9 protein-coding genes and 1 tRNA gene are annotated in these 16,467 nt (G+C 67.2%); 5 read left to right on the top strand and 5 right to left on the bottom strand.

Features of this window, described 5'->3' with window-relative positions:
* Positions 1-22: 22 nt before the first annotated feature.
* From AB4Y73_RS16410 to AB4Y73_RS16395, 4 genes are all read right to left on the bottom strand, one after another.
* Positions 23-2,983 carry an FtsX-like permease family protein gene (locus AB4Y73_RS16410; protein ID WP_441872965.1) on the bottom strand — a complete coding sequence of 987 codons (2,961 nt, stop codon included), beginning with the start codon at positions 2,981-2,983 and terminating at the stop codon, positions 23-25.
* A 1-nt stretch (position 2,984) separates the two neighbouring features.
* Positions 2,985-3,722, bottom strand: a complete 738-nt coding sequence (locus tag AB4Y73_RS16405) for an ABC transporter ATP-binding protein (protein ID WP_441872963.1) — start codon at positions 3,720-3,722, stop codon at positions 2,985-2,987.
* On the bottom strand, positions 3,719-4,342 hold the full coding sequence (locus AB4Y73_RS16400) for a PadR family transcriptional regulator (protein ID WP_441872961.1): 624 nt from the start codon (positions 4,340-4,342) through the stop codon (positions 3,719-3,721). Before AB4Y73_RS16400 ends, AB4Y73_RS16405 begins: the two co-directional genes overlap by 4 nt.
* 133 nt (positions 4,343-4,475) lie before the next feature.
* On the bottom strand, positions 4,476-5,459 hold the full coding sequence (locus tag AB4Y73_RS16395) for an NAD(P)H-quinone oxidoreductase (protein WP_441872959.1): 984 nt from the start codon (positions 5,457-5,459) through the stop codon (positions 4,476-4,478).
* A 108-nt stretch (positions 5,460-5,567) separates the two neighbouring features.
* Here AB4Y73_RS16395 and AB4Y73_RS16390 point away from each other — a divergent pair.
* The 3 genes from AB4Y73_RS16390 (at position 5,568) to AB4Y73_RS16380 (ending at position 11,424) form a co-directional block, all read left to right on the top strand.
* Positions 5,568-5,655, top strand: a tRNA-Ser gene (locus AB4Y73_RS16390).
* Between the two features lie 167 nt (positions 5,656-5,822).
* A complete protein-coding gene (locus tag AB4Y73_RS16385; protein ID WP_441872957.1) occupies positions 5,823-6,590 on the top strand; it encodes a VOC family protein in 768 nt (255 codons plus the stop codon).
* 286 nt (positions 6,591-6,876) lie between these two features.
* On the top strand, positions 6,877-11,424 hold the full coding sequence (locus tag AB4Y73_RS16380; RefSeq protein ID WP_441872955.1) for an ExeM/NucH family extracellular endonuclease: 4,548 nt from the start codon (positions 6,877-6,879) through the stop codon (positions 11,422-11,424).
* 140 nt (positions 11,425-11,564) lie between these two features.
* Here the strand turns inward: AB4Y73_RS16380 and AB4Y73_RS16375 are convergent, their stop codons facing one another.
* Positions 11,565-13,490 (bottom strand): FAD/NAD(P)-binding protein, encoded by a 1,926-nt coding sequence (locus AB4Y73_RS16375; RefSeq protein WP_441872953.1) that lies wholly within the window; start codon positions 13,488-13,490, stop codon positions 11,565-11,567.
* 75 nt (positions 13,491-13,565) lie between these two features.
* Between AB4Y73_RS16375 and AB4Y73_RS16370 the strand changes: the two genes are divergently transcribed.
* On the top strand, positions 13,566-15,833 hold the full coding sequence (locus AB4Y73_RS16370; RefSeq protein ID WP_441872951.1) for a prolyl oligopeptidase family serine peptidase: 2,268 nt from the start codon (positions 13,566-13,568) through the stop codon (positions 15,831-15,833).
* A complete protein-coding gene (locus AB4Y73_RS16365) occupies positions 15,833-16,378 on the top strand; it encodes a GNAT family N-acetyltransferase (RefSeq protein WP_441872949.1) in 546 nt (181 codons plus the stop codon). Before AB4Y73_RS16370 ends, AB4Y73_RS16365 begins: the two co-directional genes overlap by 1 nt.
* Positions 16,379-16,467 lie beyond the last annotated feature (89 nt).

Here is a 16,467-nt window from a genome sequence, read left to right as displayed (position 1 = left end):
TGCTGCCCCGCCCCGTCCGTTGTCAGGTCCCCGCCTCGCGGCGCGAGGCCGGCAGCTTCGCCCGACTAAAGAGCCAGGCCAGGGCAGCGCCGGTCAGCGGCACCGCCACCAGCAGCGCAGCCAGTTGCAGCCAAGGCACGACGGCGGTACGCGCCATCCCCGTGGCCGTCACCAGCAGCAGAGCAGGGGCAATACCGGCAACGCTTCCCAGCACAGTTCCGAGGCCTGCAGTCATTAACGCCTGGGAACCGGCGAGCGCCTTCCGCAGCCGCGGGGCGGCACCCACGCCGGCAAGCGTCACGTGGTCCTTACGCGAATCTGCCATGGACAGCCCTGTGGTTATGCCAGCGGCGCTAAGGGTGATCAGCGCCCCGAGGCCAACGATGGACCAGAGGATCAGTGATGCGTCCCGTTCGGCGCCGGGCTCCACGTAGATGAACCCGTACCGGCTCTGGCTTACACTGGCGAAGGCAGAGGCCAGGGCGTCCGACTGGGCAGCATCCGGGTAGGCGCTGAGCTGGACCAGCAGGGCCCCGTCTGCAGCCTGCATTCCGGCCGCTGCCGCGGCTTCCGGCGACACGATTCCGTAATAGGGCACGTTGACGTCCGGCTCCACGACGGCGGCTGCCACCTCAGTGCGTCCGGTCTCCACGTATCCCTGGAAGAGTGCCACGCCGGGGAGGCTGGGCGCCGGCCGGCGAACGTCCTGGGCCACCAGCGACACTTTCCCGTCGCGGACGAACACCGGGTTGGTGACCACCATGCCGCCCGAGGCCAGCACCTCCCGTGCCTCCGCCGTCGGAGCCTTACCCAGCAGCTTTTCCACGTCCGCCGCCGTTCCGATGACCATGGAGCCGGCGCTGCCATGGCCCGGGTACGGCCGCATGGGCCCCCGGCAGCGCCAGTCCTCCGGATCGAGGACACGCTGGCCGGCGCTCGCCGGGCACTCATTGCGCGCCGGGACGGCCAACGCATACTCCAGGCAGCTCGACGCAGGGGTCTGCGCCGGCGTCCCTTCGATGAGGTCCGGCCTCATTTCGCAGTCCCGGATGGCGGGCGCTCGCAGGACGTGGGTCCACTCGACCGTGTCCACGGCGCCCCGCAGGGCTGTCTCTACCGCTTCGGGATCAACCCGACCCGGTGCCTGCCTGGTTCCGTCAGGCAGCGGTTGTTCGATCAACAGCGGGAGGACACCCTGGTTCTTCAGCGCGGACCACTGATGGTTTTGCTGATCGTTCGCCTGTTGGCTGGCTGCCAGGACCATGCCCGCGCTGGCCAGGGTGGCGGCAGCCAGTACGGCGGCAACAGCCGGAACAGTGCGGCTGCGGTTGCGGGACGAGTCACGGGCAGCCATGCGCCCGGCAAGCGGCAGCCGTCCGGCCTGTCCGGCCAGGAAGCCGACGACGGTGCCCGTGAGCAGGACAAGGGACGTGACGGCAAGGACCGCTCCGCCCAGCATCAGCCAGGCGATGACCGGCGTCCGGGCGGCAAAAACGTCCGGGTCGTCGCTGGTGAAGGCAAGCCAACTGCCGGCACCTAACGCGGCGGCTGACACCAGCAGCAGGACAGCACCCAAAGCCGTGGGCCGCCGGCCGGAACCCTGCGGTGCGCGCCCGGATTTCAGTGCACCCAGGACGGCCTGGCGGGCCACCTGCCGTGCAGGAGCCAGCGCGGCCAGGAGACACGCCGCAAATCCCATGGCCATGACCGCCAGGGTAAGCAACGGTTCCGGATGAAACCCCGGGAACCGGACCGAGCCGTTCAAACGGGCCACCATCACCACCCCGGCCGCAGCAGCCAGCCCCACCGCGGCGCCGGCAGCCACACCGATGCCGCCAAGCCACAGGCCGGCCGCCATCACCACCGACCGGATGGTGGGAGCCTCGGCGCCGGTCGCGGCCAGCAGGGCCAGATCCCGGATCTGGCCCTTGGCGCCGACAGCGAAGGCTGCGCCAGCCAGCAAGCCCACCTCCAACAGAGCCAGCGCACCGAGGAGGGCCCCACCGGCGTAGGCGGCCAGCGGAATGGACATGGTGGAGGCTCCCGCCACGTTGTCCAATCCGAGCTGGTCTGCCGACGGCGGGTTCAGCGCCACCGATCGGGACAGCACGGCGACTCCCGCCATGTTCGCCTCCCGGACCTGCCCCCAGGTGACCGGTTCGTCGCCCACAAGGTAGTAGACGGTTGAGTTGCTGGTTGCCGCCGCGGCTGACGTTGCTACGGATCGGTCCGAAGAGTCTGCTGCATCCTGGCTGACCACCGCGCCCCGGCTGACTACCGTTCCTTGCCCGGGTTTAAGATAGGCGATCGAATTGCTGTCCGAATAGCCGGCGTCACGGAGTGTCCCTACCGCGACGAATGTTCCGGCCGAGGTTGAGAGCTCCTCCCCCAGTCGCCTCCCGAACCGCTCCAGGAGCCCGGGCGAGACGAGGATCTCGGTGTCGTTGGCGGGTGCTTTCCCGTCCAGCAACGTGTATTTTCCGGCGAACTCCGGAGCCAATGCGTCCACAGCCCGGCCGATCAGCGGCACCTCTGCCGCCCCGGACGCTGCAGTGAGATCGAGGGTCGCTTCGGCGAGGACGTCATAGCCTGCGGGGACCAGTTCACGGGGATCCTTCGGCGTGAAGCCGGGATCCCTGTCCCAGCTGGTCGAGAGGATCCTGGTCTCGTCAACCGGGTCCTGGACCAGGCTGCCGTTCGGCACGGCCATGACCCGGTACCGCGCCTGTGTGGCGCCGAGCTGGTACTCCACCCGTTCAGCCGCGGTCTCTCGCGTGCTTTCGAACAGCGTGAGCGCGCCCGTCATCCCGGCCACCGGCAGCATGATGAGCAGGCTGATCAGCAGCGAACGCCCTTTATGGCGCCGGATATCGCGCCGCGCCATCCGCAAGGCCACACGGAACGCGTGCCGCCGCGCCCCCGGTGCCGGGATGAGGTCGAGTGCCGGCCGCGGATCCAGCCTCGGCGTCGAATCCAACCCCACGTCAGGAGCCGGTCCGGGCGAACAGTACGGCGGGATCGTGCAGGGCCGCAGCCTGATCCACGATCCGGCCGTCCCGCAGGAAAACCACGCGGTCAGCCCAGGCCGCGTGCCGTGCCTCGTGGGTCACCAGCATGACTGCTGCCCCGGCATCCGCGCGTCCGCGGAGCACTTCCATCACGCCGTGGCCGGTGGTCGAATCCAGGGCCCCAGTGGGCTCGTCGGCCAGGATCAGCCGGCGCTCGCCCACGATCGCCCGGGCGATGGCAACGCGCTGCTGTTGGCCGCCGGACATCTGGTCCATAAACCGGTCGGCAAGCTCCGGAATGCCCACCTGCCGCAGAGCATCCAGCGCCTGGCGTTGGGCCTTCCGGGCGGCAGTCCCGTCCAGTTCCAGGGGCAGCGCCACGTTTTCGGCTGCCGTCAGGGTGGGCACCAGGTTGAAGTCCTGGAAGACATAGCCGACGGCGCGGCGGCGCAGCCGCGCGAGTTCGTTCAGTCCCAGCCCGCCCAGGGGCGTCGACTCGATAAAGACGCCGCCCGACGTCGGCCGGTCCAGTCCCCCGGCGAGCGCCAGGAGCGAGGACTTCCCGGAACCGGACGGTCCCATGACGGCGACGAACTCACCCGCGCTGATCGTGAGGTCAACCTCGCGCAACGCTGCGACCGCCGTCGCTCCTTCCCCGAATGTCCTGCTGACCTTGGCGAGCTCCAGGACCTGCTGCGGCCCCCGGACGCTCATCGCCGCGTCTCTGCAGAGAGCGGGGCAGCCTCCGTGGTGACCCCGTTGGACAAGTTACGCGCACTTGCCTGGCCGTTGGCGCCCTGACCGGCGGCCTGCGCCTGCTGCACCATCCGCGCTTCGCACAGGTCCAGCCAGCGCACCTCCGCTTCGGTCTGAAAGATGAGCGAGTCCAGCACCAACAGCCAGGCGGTGTCCGCCGCCCGCTGAGTGGCGGCCGTGTCGCGCCGGGACTTGGTGTAGTCCTGCAGCGCCCGGATGGACGCCGCCCGCTGGGCCTGGATGACGGCCTGCACATCCACCCCGGGAAGAGTCACCGCGAGCGCGAGCTTGATGGCGAGTTCGTTGCGGGGCGGGTTGGCGCGCTCCACGGGGGCGGCGAACCAGCCCTGTACCTCGGCCTTTCCGGCCGCGGTGATGCTGTAGACCACATGGCCTTCGCCGTCGCCGCCGTCGTTGCTGACCAGGCCGTCACGTTCCAGCCGGTCCAAGGTGGTGTAGACCTGACCGATGTTCAGCGGCCAGGTGGCGCCGGTGCGGTTCTCGAACTCGACCCGAAGCTGGTAGCCGTATCGTGGCTGGTCCTGCAGCAGGGCGAGGAGGCTGTGGCGGATGGACATGTGTCTCCTGGCGGGGGCGTCAGCATCGGCAGGCACAGACCCCCAAGCGCCGTGCATACCGCGTATGGTTCGAGCCTAACCGGACTTTCCCCCTCAGGCAATACTCAGTATTTACGCCGTCGAGCTTTGACCGCTACATCACCAGGAGGATCTTGCCCACGTGATCGCCGCTGTCGAAGTACCGGTGAGCCTCGCTGACCTGATCCAGCGGGAAGGTCTTGGCCACCAAGGGGCGGATCCTGCCGTCGGCGATCAACGGCCACACGGACTCACGCACCGCATTCATGATGGCGCCCTTCTCTTCGACCGGACGCGGCCGCAACGCCGTGGCTACAACGGCAGCGCGCTTCCGCAGGAGCTGGCCCAGATCGAGCTCCCCCTTGACCCCGCCCTGCAGTCCGATGACCACCAACCGGCCGTAGTCAGCGAGCGCATCGACGTTCTGCGACAAGTACTTGGCCCCCACCACGTCGAGGATCACGTCCGCACCCTTGCCGCCGTTCTGACGGCGCAGGCTGTCCGGAAATTCCTCCTCGGTGTAATTGATGGCAATGTCCGCGCCCAGGAACGCCTTGGCCGTGCCCACTTTCTCGTCCGTCCCCGCGGTGGCAGCCACCCTGGCGCCGAAGGCCTTGGCCAGCTGGATGGCCATGGTGCCGATGCCCCCTGTTGCGCCATGGATCAGAACGGTTTCGCCCGCCTGCAGCTGAGCAGTCATGATCAGGTTGGAATATACCGTGGCTGCCACCTCCGGCAGGGACGCAGCAGTGACCAGATCAACACCGTCCGGGATCCTCAGGACCTGCTCCGCCGGTACGGCAACCTTCTCCGCGTAACCCCCGCCGGCCAGCAGGGCCACCACCTTGTCCCCCACCGAGAAGGCTTTGGTGACGCCGGGACCGAAGCCCGCGATCCTGCCGGAAACTTCGAGCCCGGGAATCTCGGTCGCACCCGGCGGCGGCGGATAAAAGCCCCTTCGCTGCTGCACGTCCGCCCGGTTCAGGCCTGCGGCGACGACGTCGATCAGCACTTCGCCGTGCCCGGGGACCGGATCGTCCACTTCGCGGACTTCCAGCACCTCCGGACCACCAGGTTCTGCAATGTAGACGGCTTTCATGGCCACTCCCGTTTCCTAGCTGATTCGTGCCCCGGAACCAGTCTGCACCGGACGCACGGCAGACTCTGTTTTGTTGCAGCCAACTGCCTATGAAACACTACTCGTTAGGGAAGGTTGTCCGAGCGGCCGAAGGAGCTAGTCTTGAAAACTAGTGTGCGGTAACCCCGTACCAAGAGTTCGAATCTCTTACCTTCCGCGAAAGGAACCCCGGTTTGCCAGCAATGGCAGACCGGGGTTCCGTCGTTTCCGGGCCTCACGCCGAGGCGCGCCCTGGCTGCGCCTCGCTGGGCCCGGCCATTGAAACTGTCAGTGCCCCGGCATAGGGTCATTTCTGTTGCCACCCCTTCAACGAAAGAGTCCACTATGCCTGCACCCGAGAGCACCCCCGGCGCACCTTGCTGGATTGACCTGATGACGTCAGATATCGCCCAAGCCCGCCAGTTTTACGGTGAACTCTTCGGCTGGGAATACGAGACCGGAGACGAGGAGAAGTACGGCGGCTACACCACCGCCCGGAAGAACGGCAAGATGGTGGCCGGCCTCATGCAGAAGGATGAGTCTCAGGCAGGCATGCCCGACATGTGGTCCACGTACCTCCGCTCAGATGACGCCGAAGCCACTGCAGAGGCCGTCACCGCCAACGGCGGCCAGGTCTACATGCCGCCCATGGATGTTCCGGAACAGGGTCACATGGCCATATTCGGTGACGCTTCGGGCGCGGCGGTGGGCGTGTGGCAGCCCCGCGAAATGAGGGGCTATGAAGTGGTTGCCGAGCCTGGCACTGCCGCCTGGCACGAACTGATGACCAAGGACTATGACGCCGCCGTGAAGTTCTATCAGCAGGTGTTCGGCTGGGAGACGGAGGTCATGAGTGACACGCCGGAGTTCCGCTACACCACCCTCGGTTCCGGCGATTCCGCCAAGGCCGGCATCATGGACGCCTCTGGCATGCTTCCGGCTGAAGTTCCGTCGTACTGGCAGGTCTACTTCCACGTGGCGGATGCCGATGCGTCAGTCGAGAAGGCAGTTGGCCTTGGGGCCACCGTCCACCATGCTGCCGAGGACTCCCCCTTCGGACGCATGGCCACGCTCGCTGACCCCACCGGGGCCGTCTTCAAGATCATTGCATAAGTAAATTTCCTCGAGAAAATACCGGCCGGCAGCTTCCCACGAAGCTACCGGCCGGTATTCTTTTGTGATGGCTGTCACCTGGGGGTGGCCGGCCACCTTTCAACCCTGCAACCCAACGCCGCAATCAGCGCTACATAGGGAATCAACCCTGCGTTCATCCAGTGCTGCTTTGCTGTGCCGGACCCCACTTGACCAGGAGCGGAGTCCGGTTCCCCGTCCGTAGGTACAACCCGGGCACACTCCATCGGGTCCCCAATCCGGGACACCCCTATGAAAGTTAGAGCGGATGCAAAACACACCTTGGAAATTAGCGCTGGGCACTGCGCTGTCTGTGGGGCTCATCGCAGCCCCGCTGGCAACTGTGCCCGCCGCAGCAGAGGTCTCAGCTGCTGCCGGCACCTCACCCATCATCATCAATGAGGCCTACCTCAGTGGCGGCAGCGCCGGTGCGGCCTTCAAGAACAAGTTCGTCGAGCTGTACAACACCTCCGACGCACCCATTTCCCTGGACGGCTGGTCGGTCCAGTACCGTTCCGGCACCGGCACGGCGGCGCCCAGCGGAGTTTCTCCCCTGGCCGGCTCCATTCCGGCGAAGGGCCACTTCCTGGTCAAGGGCAGCACCAACAGCGCCACCTCAACGGCACAGGAGCTGCCCACGGCAGACGTTGAAGCCAGCAACTTCAACCCCGCAGGCACCACTGGCACGATTGTCCTGGCGAAGCAAGCCACCGCCCTGACTGGGCTCGCCACCGGCTCCGTGATCGAGACAGCCGGCATCGCAGACCTGCTTGGGTACGGCACCTCGAACACCTTCGAAACCAAAGCCGCCACGCCGCCGTCGGGCAACACGGACGTCAAGAGCCTGAACCGCACCAACTTCGCGGACACCAACAACAACTCCGCGGACTTCACGCTCAGCGCCACCATCACCCCGCAGGGCTCCGGTCCGGCGACTCCTCCGGTTGATCCGCCGGTTGATCCTGGCGCCCCCGGCCTGAAGACCATCGCAGAGATCCAGGGCACCGGCGCCGAAAGCCCGCTGACCGGAGCCACCGTCACCACGACGGGCAAGGTCACCGCAGTATTCCCCACCGGCGGCCTCAACGGCTACTACGTCCAGACCGCAGGCACCGGCGGTGATCTGACGGCCACCAACCACGCGGCCTCGGACGGCATCTTTGTGTACTCCCCCGCCACTGCGGCCGCCGTCCAGACCGGAGACTACGTCCAGGTCACCGGCACGGTCAGCGAGTACTTCGGCATGACACAGCTCAACGTCGCCGCCGCAGCAGGACTCACCAAGCTCACCGAGGCAGCCCCCGAGGTCAAGCCAACCACCTTCGTACTGCCGGCCAACGAGACCTTCCGGGAATCCCTCGAAGGAATGCTGCTGGCACCGCAGGGACCAGTCACCGTCACGGACAACTACAGCCTGAATCAGTACGGTGAGATCGGCCTGGCCGGCGGGACCACCACCCTGGTCCAGCCCACCGCCGTCGCGCCTTACGGTTCGGCCGAGTACAACGCCGCCGTGGCGGACAACGCAGCCCGCGGCATCAAACTCGATGACGGATCCAGCACCAACTTCCTCAAGGACGCCACCACCAAAGCCCAGGTACTCCCGTACCTGACCGCCACGGACCCCGTCCGCGTCGGTTCTCCGGTGACGTTCAAGACGAACGTGGTGCTCGGCTACGCCAACAACGCCTGGAAGTTGCAGCCGCTGACCCACCTCACCGAGGCCAACAAGGACGCCGTTCAGCCGGCCAGCTTCGGCGCCACGCGCACCGACGCTCCGGCCAACGTGGGCGGCAACCTGAAGATCGCCTCCTTCAACGTGCTGAACTACTTCCCCACCACCGGTGACCAGATCACCGGCTGCAAGTTCTACACGGACCGCGCAGGCAATCCCATCACCGTCAGCGGCGGCTGCAACGTCCGCGGCGCCGCCAACGCCGAGAACTTCAAGCGCCAGCAGGACAAGATCGTCGCCGCCATCTCCAAGTCCGGCGCCGACGTCGTGTCCCTGATGGAGGTCGAAAACTCCGCCCAGTTCGGCAAGAACCGTGACGACGCCCTCGCCAAACTGGTGGACGCCCTCAACGTTGAAACCCCCGGCATCTGGGACTACGTGCGCACACCCGCCAACGCTCCCCCGCTGGCCGATGAAGACATGATCCGCACCGCCTTCATTTTCAAGAAAGCCAGCGCCGAGCCGGTGGGTGAGTCGATCATCCTGAACGACACCACCGCCTTCGCCAGCGCCCGCAAGCCGCTCGCCCAGGCCTTCAAGCCCGTCGGTGCCGCCGATGACAAGAAGTTCATCGCCATCGCCAACCACTTCAAGTCCAAGGGGTCGGCAGCGACTCCGGAGGACACTGACAAGGGCCAGGGCGCGTCAAACCTCGCCCGCACCGCCCAGGCGCAGTCCCTGCTGGCCTTCTCGGACGAACTGCAGAAGTCCAAGGGCACCGACAAGGTGTTCCTGATCGGCGACTTCAACTCGTACGCCCACGAAGACCCGATGAACGTCTTCCGCGCCGCCGGCTACGTCAACCAGGACGAGAAAGCCAAAAACGCCGACGGTTCTGCGAAGCACTCCTACCTCTTCGGCGGCCTGGTGGGCTCCCTGGACCACATCCTCGCCTCGCCGGCCGCCAACGCCGTCGTCGCGGGCGCGGACATCTGGAACATCAACTCCGTGGAATCCGTGGCGCTGGAGTACAGCCGCTTCAACAACAACGTCACCAACTACTACGCACCGGACCAGTTCCGTGCCAGCGACCACGACCCCGTGGTGGTGGGCCTGGACCTTCCCGCCACGCCGGCGAGCGTTAACCTGAATTTCCTGGGCATCAATGACTTCCACGGCCGCATCGATGCCAACACCGTGCAGTTCGCGGGAACCATCGAAAAGCTGCAGGCCGCGGCAGCCCCCGGCGCGACTGCCCTGCTGTCCGCCGGTGACAACATCGGCGCTTCGCTGTTCGCCTCGGCAGTCGCCAAGGACCAGCCCACCATCGACGTCCTCAACGCCCTGGAGCTGAAAGCCTCCGCCGTGGGCAACCACGAGTTCGACGGCGGCTGGGCAGATCTGCGCGACCGCGTTATTGCGGGCGGCAACAACGCCAAGTTCCCGTACCTGGGTGCCAATGTCTACAAGAAGGGCACCGCCGAGCCGGTCCTGCCCGAGTACACCGTGCTGGACATGAACGGGATCAAGGTCGCCGTCATCGGCACCGTCACCCAGGAGGTCCCCTCCCTGGTGAGCCCCGGCGGAATCGCCGACCTGGACTTTGGTGACCCGGTCGAGGCCATCAACCGTGCAGCGGCAAAGATCACCGCGCAGAACATCGCCGAGGTGATCATCGTTGAAAACCACGACGGCGCCGGGTCCGGAACACCGGACGGCGCCACCCTGGAGCAGGAAATCGCAGCCGGCGGCCCGTTCGCCAAGCTGGTTAATGAGACTTCTGCAGACGTGGATGCCATCTTCACCGGCCACACCCACAAGGAATACGCCTGGGACGCCCCGGTTCCGGGCCAGGCAGGCAAGACCCGCCCGATCGTCCAGACCGGAAACTACGGCGAGAACGTCGGCCAGATCCAGCTGACAGTGGACACCGCCACCAAGAACGTCACCGCCTCCAAGGCCGGCAACGTCAAGCGCACCACTGATGCCGCTGCCGCCCTCGTTGCCGCGTACCCGCGGGTGGCTGCTGTCGACGCCATCGTCAAGAAGGCCCTCGCGGCCGCGGCCGAGGTTGGCAACCAGCCCATCGGTTCGGTTACCCAGGACATCACGACGGCGTTCACCCCGGACCCGGCTGGGGGTCCGGCCAAGCGCGATGACCGCGGCAGCGAATCCACCCTGGGCAACCTCGTGGCGGACTCGCTCGTGGACACGCTCAAGGACACGAACCTCGGAGGCGCGGAAATCGGCGTCGTCAACGCCGGCGGCCTTCGCAACGAGCTGTACTACGCCCCGGACGGCACCATTACCTATGCCGAGGCGAATGCAGTACTGCCGTTCGTGAACAACCTCTGGACCACATCGCTGACCGGTGCGCAGTTCAAGAGCCTGCTGGAGCAGCAGTGGCAGACCAACGCCGACGGCACGGTCCCCAGCCGTGCCTACCTGCAGTTGGGCCTGTCCAAGAACGTCAATTACACCTACGACGCATCCCGCGCCGCCGGTGACCGCATCACCTCGATCCGGGTGGGCGGCGCCCTGATCGATCCCGCGAAGTCCTACCGCGTGGGCACGTTCAGCTTCCTGGCCCAAGGTGGTGACAACTTCCGGATTTTCAAGGAAGGCGCCAACACCAAGGACTCCGGACTGATCGACCGTGACGCGTGGATCAAGTACCTGCAGGCACATAGCCCGGTTTCCCCGGACTTTGCCCGCCGCTCCGTAGCCGTGGTCAACACCACGGCCGCCGAGGTCAAGTCCGGGGACGCCATGACCCTGGCCGTTTCCAAACTGGACCTGACGTCGCTTGGCAGCCCGGTGAACACCTCGCTGCGTGCCGAGTTCATGGACGCCGCCGGCACCGTATCCGTGCTTGGCAGCGTGCCGGTGACTGCGGGCGCTGCCACCGTGGACCTGAAGGTTCCGGCAGGGGCGGCCGCGGGAACAGGCACCCTGGTTCTCACCGCCGTCGAGTCCGGCACAGTGGTCAGGACTGATGTCAAGGTTGCTGCCAGCGTCCCGGCCCAGCCGGTCTGCACGGCACCGGTAAAGCCCCAGCGGCCCGGCGACCTCGTCGGCGAGATGAGCTACGGCCAGGCGATGTCCGCCTATCGCCACTGCCTGAAGGACGCGAAGGGCTAGCCGCTTCGCACCAAGGACCAACGTGGGCCCCCACCCGCAGGGTTCCCTGGCCGAGCTTGCGAGGTTAGGGTGCGGGTGGGGAGGGTCACTCCACGCCCATTCCAGACGGAATGTCGGGCGTAGAGTGACCCTCGCGTTGTTTAAGGATCCAGGATGGCCTGCGCGATTTCGTCGGCGTCGCGGAGGGTCCGCTGCCCGCTCGCATAGGCGGGCCCGCCGGGCTGCACCGCTTCCGCGGCAATCGCCGTACCCCACTGGGCGGCGGAAAGCTGCAGGCCCAGGACGTACAGCCCGTCAGTGACGGAGCCGCTGGCCGCAACGGGCCTGTAGGGGTGCGGCCTGACATCCAGGCCGGTCGCCTCCACCGGCGCACCTTCGGCCGTCATCATCAGCCGGGGACGCACCAACCCGTCGTCGAGGAGCTGCTGCAGGAGCGCTGAATCGTTGGCGGCAACCCGGTTTGCGGGCGCCAGGGCCTCGATCATCGTTGTCGCCGCAACCGGCGGACTGCCCACCCACGGCGAGACGGCGGTGAACCGGCCTGCCCGCCGGTCCACGCTGAACCGGGGGTCGGGACCCACAAAACTGACCACTCCCGCGCGCGCCAGCGCGGCCAACTGTTCGGCACGCAGGGCAGGCGGGCCGCTCGCCAGGCCCTCCACGAACGACTCGAACCAGCCACGCAGCCCGGCGACCCAGGACTCATCGGTGATGCCGCCGTCGGCCACTGCCGTCTTGAGCACCGCACGCCCGCGATGCAGCGCCCCGATTGCCATCTTGACCGGGTCCTGCTCGCCCAGCGCGGAACGGCGGGCGTCATCCTGGAGGTAGTCGACGACGGCGGCATCCAGTTCCGCGCGGGAGGCGAACGAACGGCCCGCCAGGGGGGAGGCAAGGCCCAGCAGGTCCAGCCGGTGCCGCGGCCCGACATGGACGGCCAGCACACTCTCCACCGCGTCTTCCCAGTTGGTTGAGCTGTGGGCGTGCGGCCGCAGGGCCTCGTCCAGGGCAGCCAGGAACGCCGGCACATCCGGGACGGCACCCGGCTGCGAGCGCACCAAAGTGGAGTAATAGGCCCAGAGGGTGTCGCGGTGCAGAAGCGGCCACAGGTCATGGTCGAACCCCGGGAGGATTCCGGCGGCCGCGAACCGTTCCAGCGCGGCCTCTGTGAGGTACCGCAACGTGACCGACGACGGGTAGTAGCCGTCCAACGCGGCCTTGGCGCGGTAGGGGGTCCCCCTGCGGGAGGCGGCGACGATCAGGGGTTCCTGCCCCGAGGGCTGGTACTCAAGCCCGGCGCCACCGTCGATGAACTTGCCTCCCCGGCCTTCCGTGAGCTGGCCCATGGCGTCAAAAAAGTTCAGGCCCATGCCGCGGACCAGGACGGGTTCACCGGCCGGAACGGCGGACCAGTCCACGTCGGCAGGCACCGCGGGCGGGAAGTAGCGCAGGCCCAGCTGGCCGGCTGACGACTGGAGTTCGCGCTGCTCGAGGTTGAGCCTGGAAGGGATGTGCCCGAGGGCGAGGACCACCGAATCGACCGTGAGTGAACCGCCGCTGGCGAGTCCGACGTCATACGCGTCCCCTGCCCTGCGCACTGACACGGCGTCCGTCTCGTGGAACCCGACCGTGACGCCGTCGGGCAACTTGTCAAGGAGATCCTCCACGGTGCAGCGAAGGTAGCGGCCGTACAGTGCACGGCTCGGAAAGTCTCGGGAGTCGAGGGCGGCCAGTTCGTCCACTTCGTCCGGCGTCAGGGACGGCGACGGATCCCTCTGCTGATGCGCACGCCAGCGGTCAAAGGTGGTGCCGGCCAGAGGCGTGGGAAGCCTGGGGTCCTCGGGAATCACCGTGGGGTAGAAGGACTGGGTGTTCATGAGGTAGAGCCGGGACTGCCCGGGGTGCCAGACGTGCCCCGGGCCTGCAGGAAAAGGGTCAACGACGTCAATATGGACAGGCACGGACCCGGTGTTGAGGGCGGCATGGGCGAGTAGACGCTCCAGAACGCTGGTACCCCGGGGACCCGCGCCTATGATGGCTACCCGGATGCTCGTCGATTTACCCACGGCATCCAGAGTATCCGCCCGGGCTCCGGGCCCTTGACTTGCCTGCGGAGCTCAGATGTTGTTTGGATGGGGCGCATGACCACCACTGCAGCTGATCAAGCGCCCGGTTCATCGTCCGCTTCCACCCCTTCAAACCCCGGAACTGCCTCCCCGGCGGTTGCCCCGGAGCCCCCTGATGAGAACGTCTGGCTGGAGGAAATCTACGGGGAGGAGCCCCTGGCCTGGGTCCGGGAGCAGAACGCCCGCACCGAGGACCTCCTGGAGGATGCGGACTATGCGGCCCTGGAGGGGAGCATTCTCGAAGTGCTGGACTCCACGGACCGGATCGCCATGGTGGGCAAACGCGGCGAGTGGTACTACAACTTCTGGAAGGACCAGGCGAACCCGAAGGGGCTGTGGCGGCGCACCACCTGGGAGAGCTATCTGACCGACTCTCCCGAATGGGACGTCCTGCTGGATATGGACGCGCTGGCCACCGCCGAAGGAGTGGAGTGGGTGTTCCATGGCGCCACGTTCCTTCGCCCGGCAGACGGCGAACCATACCGCCAGGCCCTGGTGGCGCTGTCCCCCGACGGCGGTGACGCCAACCGTTACCGGGAGTTCGACGTCGGCACCCGCACCTTCGTGGACCCGGCCACCGGCGGTTTTGACCTGCCGACGGGGAAGGGCAACGTCTCGTGGCTGGACGCGGACACCCTGCTGGTGGCCTCCACTGCGGAGGGACTGCCGCGCACGGCCTCCTCCTATGCCCGGACCGCCGTCACCCTGCACCGCGGCGAATCCTTGGCTGCCGCGCCGCGTTTGTTCGAGGTGCCCGAAGACCACATGATGGCAGTGGTGGCGCACGATTCCACGCCCGGCTTCGAGCGCACCTTCGCGGTGGACTACATCGACTTCTACAACCGGAGCACGTTCGTCCGGGCCGGGGAATCCTGGGTGGAGGTCGAAGCACCCACGGACGTGAACCTCAGCGCCCACCGCGAGTGGCTCCTGTTCAGGCCGCAGCAGGACTGGGACCTCGACGGCAAAACCTACCCTTCCGGCTCCTTGCTGGCCGTCAGGTTCGAGGACTACCTGGCCGGATCGAGGGACCTGCTGGTGCTGTTTACCCCCGACCCGCACACGTCGCTGCAGTCCTGGAGCTGGACGCGGAACTTCCTGCTGCTGAATCTCCTGCGCGATGTCTCCTCCGAAATCCGGGTGCTGGATCCGGCTGTGCCCTCTTCCGAGCCTACTTCCGGGGCGTGGGCTTCCTCCCCGCTGGACGCCTGCCCGCCGCTGCACGATGTCAACGCCTATGCGGTGGACGACGAAGATGAAAGCCCGGCCGACGGCGGTGCGGGCGACGATTTCTGGCTGGTCGCCACCGGCTTCACCACCCCCAGCACGTTGATGCGCGGAACGCTGGAGCGGGCTGCTTCCGGGCCCGGGGGCGAGGAGGGCGCCGGCGTGGTGAGCCGGCACGCCCAGGTGAAGGCGTCGCCGTCGTTCTTTAATGACGGCGACTATGAAGTGCAGCAGCACTTTGCCGTGTCCGCGGACGGCACCCGCGTCCCCTACTTCCAGGTGGCCGCCCGCGGCCTGGTCCTGGACGGCCAGAACCCCACACAGCTCTCGGGCTATGGCGGCTTCGAAGTCTCGCGCACCCCGGCGTACAGCGGGACGGTGGGCAGGGCGTGGCTGGAACGCCGGACCGCCGCAACCGGCGCCACCGGCGAACCGCAGCACTCCCGCGGCGGCGTCTACGTGGTGGCCAACATCCGCGGCGGCGGCGAATACGGGCCGGGCTGGCACCGGGCCGCGTTGAAGGAGAACCGGCACCGCGCCTTCGAGGACTTCGCGGCCGTGGCCCGGCACCTCGTCTCCCGCGGGGTCACCTCCCGCGAACGGCTCGGCTGTGTAGGCGGGTCCAACGGCGGGCTTCTGGTGGGCAACATGCTCACCAGCTACCCGGAACTGTTCGGCGCCGTCTCCTGCGGCGTTCCACTGCTGGATATGCGCCGCTACACCAAGCTCTCCGCCGGGCACTCGTGGATCGCCGAATACGGTGACCCGGACGTGCCGGAGGAGTGGGAGTACATCAGGACGTTCTCGCCGTACCACCTGCTGAAGGACGGCGTGGAGTACCCCGAAACGTTTATCTGGACAGCCACGTCCGACGACAGGTTTGGCCCGGTCCAGGCCCGCAAGATGGCCGCCCGCATGGAGGCCATGGGCATCCGGAACGTCTGGTTCCACGAAGCGCTGGAGGGTGGTCACGCCGGAGCTTCAGACAACCGGCAGGCCGCCGCGCTCCAGGCCCGGAGCCAGCACTTCCTGTGGCGTGCCCTGGCCGGCGGCTGATGTCCGGGTTGTCGGTGCGCCGGGCAGTCCCTGCTGACGTGGAACGGCTGGCCGAGGTCCACCTCCGTTGCTGGCAGGAGACATACCGCGGGATGCTGTCCGACGCTTTCCTGGCCGCGGTGGATCCGGCGGGCCGGCTGGCGCTCTGGCACCAACTGCTGGACCGGCCGGAGCCGGCGGAGGTGTGGGCGGCGTGCGACGACGGCATTGTGGTTGGCTTCGCCGGCATCCGGCGGTTGCCCGCTCCAGGCTCCCCGGAGGGCCACCCGTCGCCGTCGTCCGGTGACCTGGAGTTGTGGGGACTGTATTTGTTGGCGTCCCACCAAGGCTTGGGGCTGGGTCGCCGGCTTCTCGAAGCTGCCTTGGGTGCCCGGGCCGCGAGCCTGTGGGTTGCCGCCGATAACCACAAGGCCATCGGTTTCTACACCCGGTTCGGGTTTTCGCCCGACGGCGCCGAGGACACCATCGCCGGCTGGGAAAACCTCCGCGAAATCAGGATGGTCCGGCCCGCGCATAGCAACGCGGGGTCACTCCAGGCGCAATAGCCAGCGTTCTGTTGGCGCGGAGTGACCCCGCGTTGGCCGTTTTGCGCTCGGTGGCCGGTTCTGCGTATCCTTGGTGGGCTAGGAATAGC

The sequence above is a fragment of the Pseudarthrobacter sp. TAF60_1 genome (assembly GCF_052113505.1).
Lineage (GTDB): Bacteria > Actinomycetota > Actinomycetes > Actinomycetales > Micrococcaceae > Arthrobacter.
This window is presented reverse-complemented; position numbering and strand designations above follow the sequence as displayed.

Excerpts from the sequence above, each read along its gene's own strand:
- AB4Y73_RS16405 (WP_441872963.1), bottom strand. The coding sequence starts at position 3,722 with ATGAGCGTCCGGGGGCCGCAGCAGGTCCTGGAGCTCGCCAAGGTCAGC.
- AB4Y73_RS16400 (WP_441872961.1), bottom strand. The coding sequence starts at position 4,342 with ATGTCCATCCGCCACAGCCTCCTCGCCCTGCTGCAGGACCAGCCACGA.
- AB4Y73_RS16395 (WP_441872959.1), bottom strand. The coding sequence starts at position 5,459 with ATGAAAGCCGTCTACATTGCAGAACCTGGTGGTCCGGAGGTGCTGGAA.
- AB4Y73_RS16385 (WP_441872957.1), top strand. The coding sequence starts at position 5,823 with ATGCCTGCACCCGAGAGCACCCCCGGCGCACCTTGCTGGATTGACCTG.
- AB4Y73_RS16380 (WP_441872955.1), top strand. The coding sequence starts at position 6,877 with ATGCAAAACACACCTTGGAAATTAGCGCTGGGCACTGCGCTGTCTGTG.
- AB4Y73_RS16370 (WP_441872951.1), top strand. The coding sequence starts at position 13,566 with ATGACCACCACTGCAGCTGATCAAGCGCCCGGTTCATCGTCCGCTTCC.
- AB4Y73_RS16365 (WP_441872949.1), top strand. The coding sequence starts at position 15,833 with ATGTCCGGGTTGTCGGTGCGCCGGGCAGTCCCTGCTGACGTGGAACGG.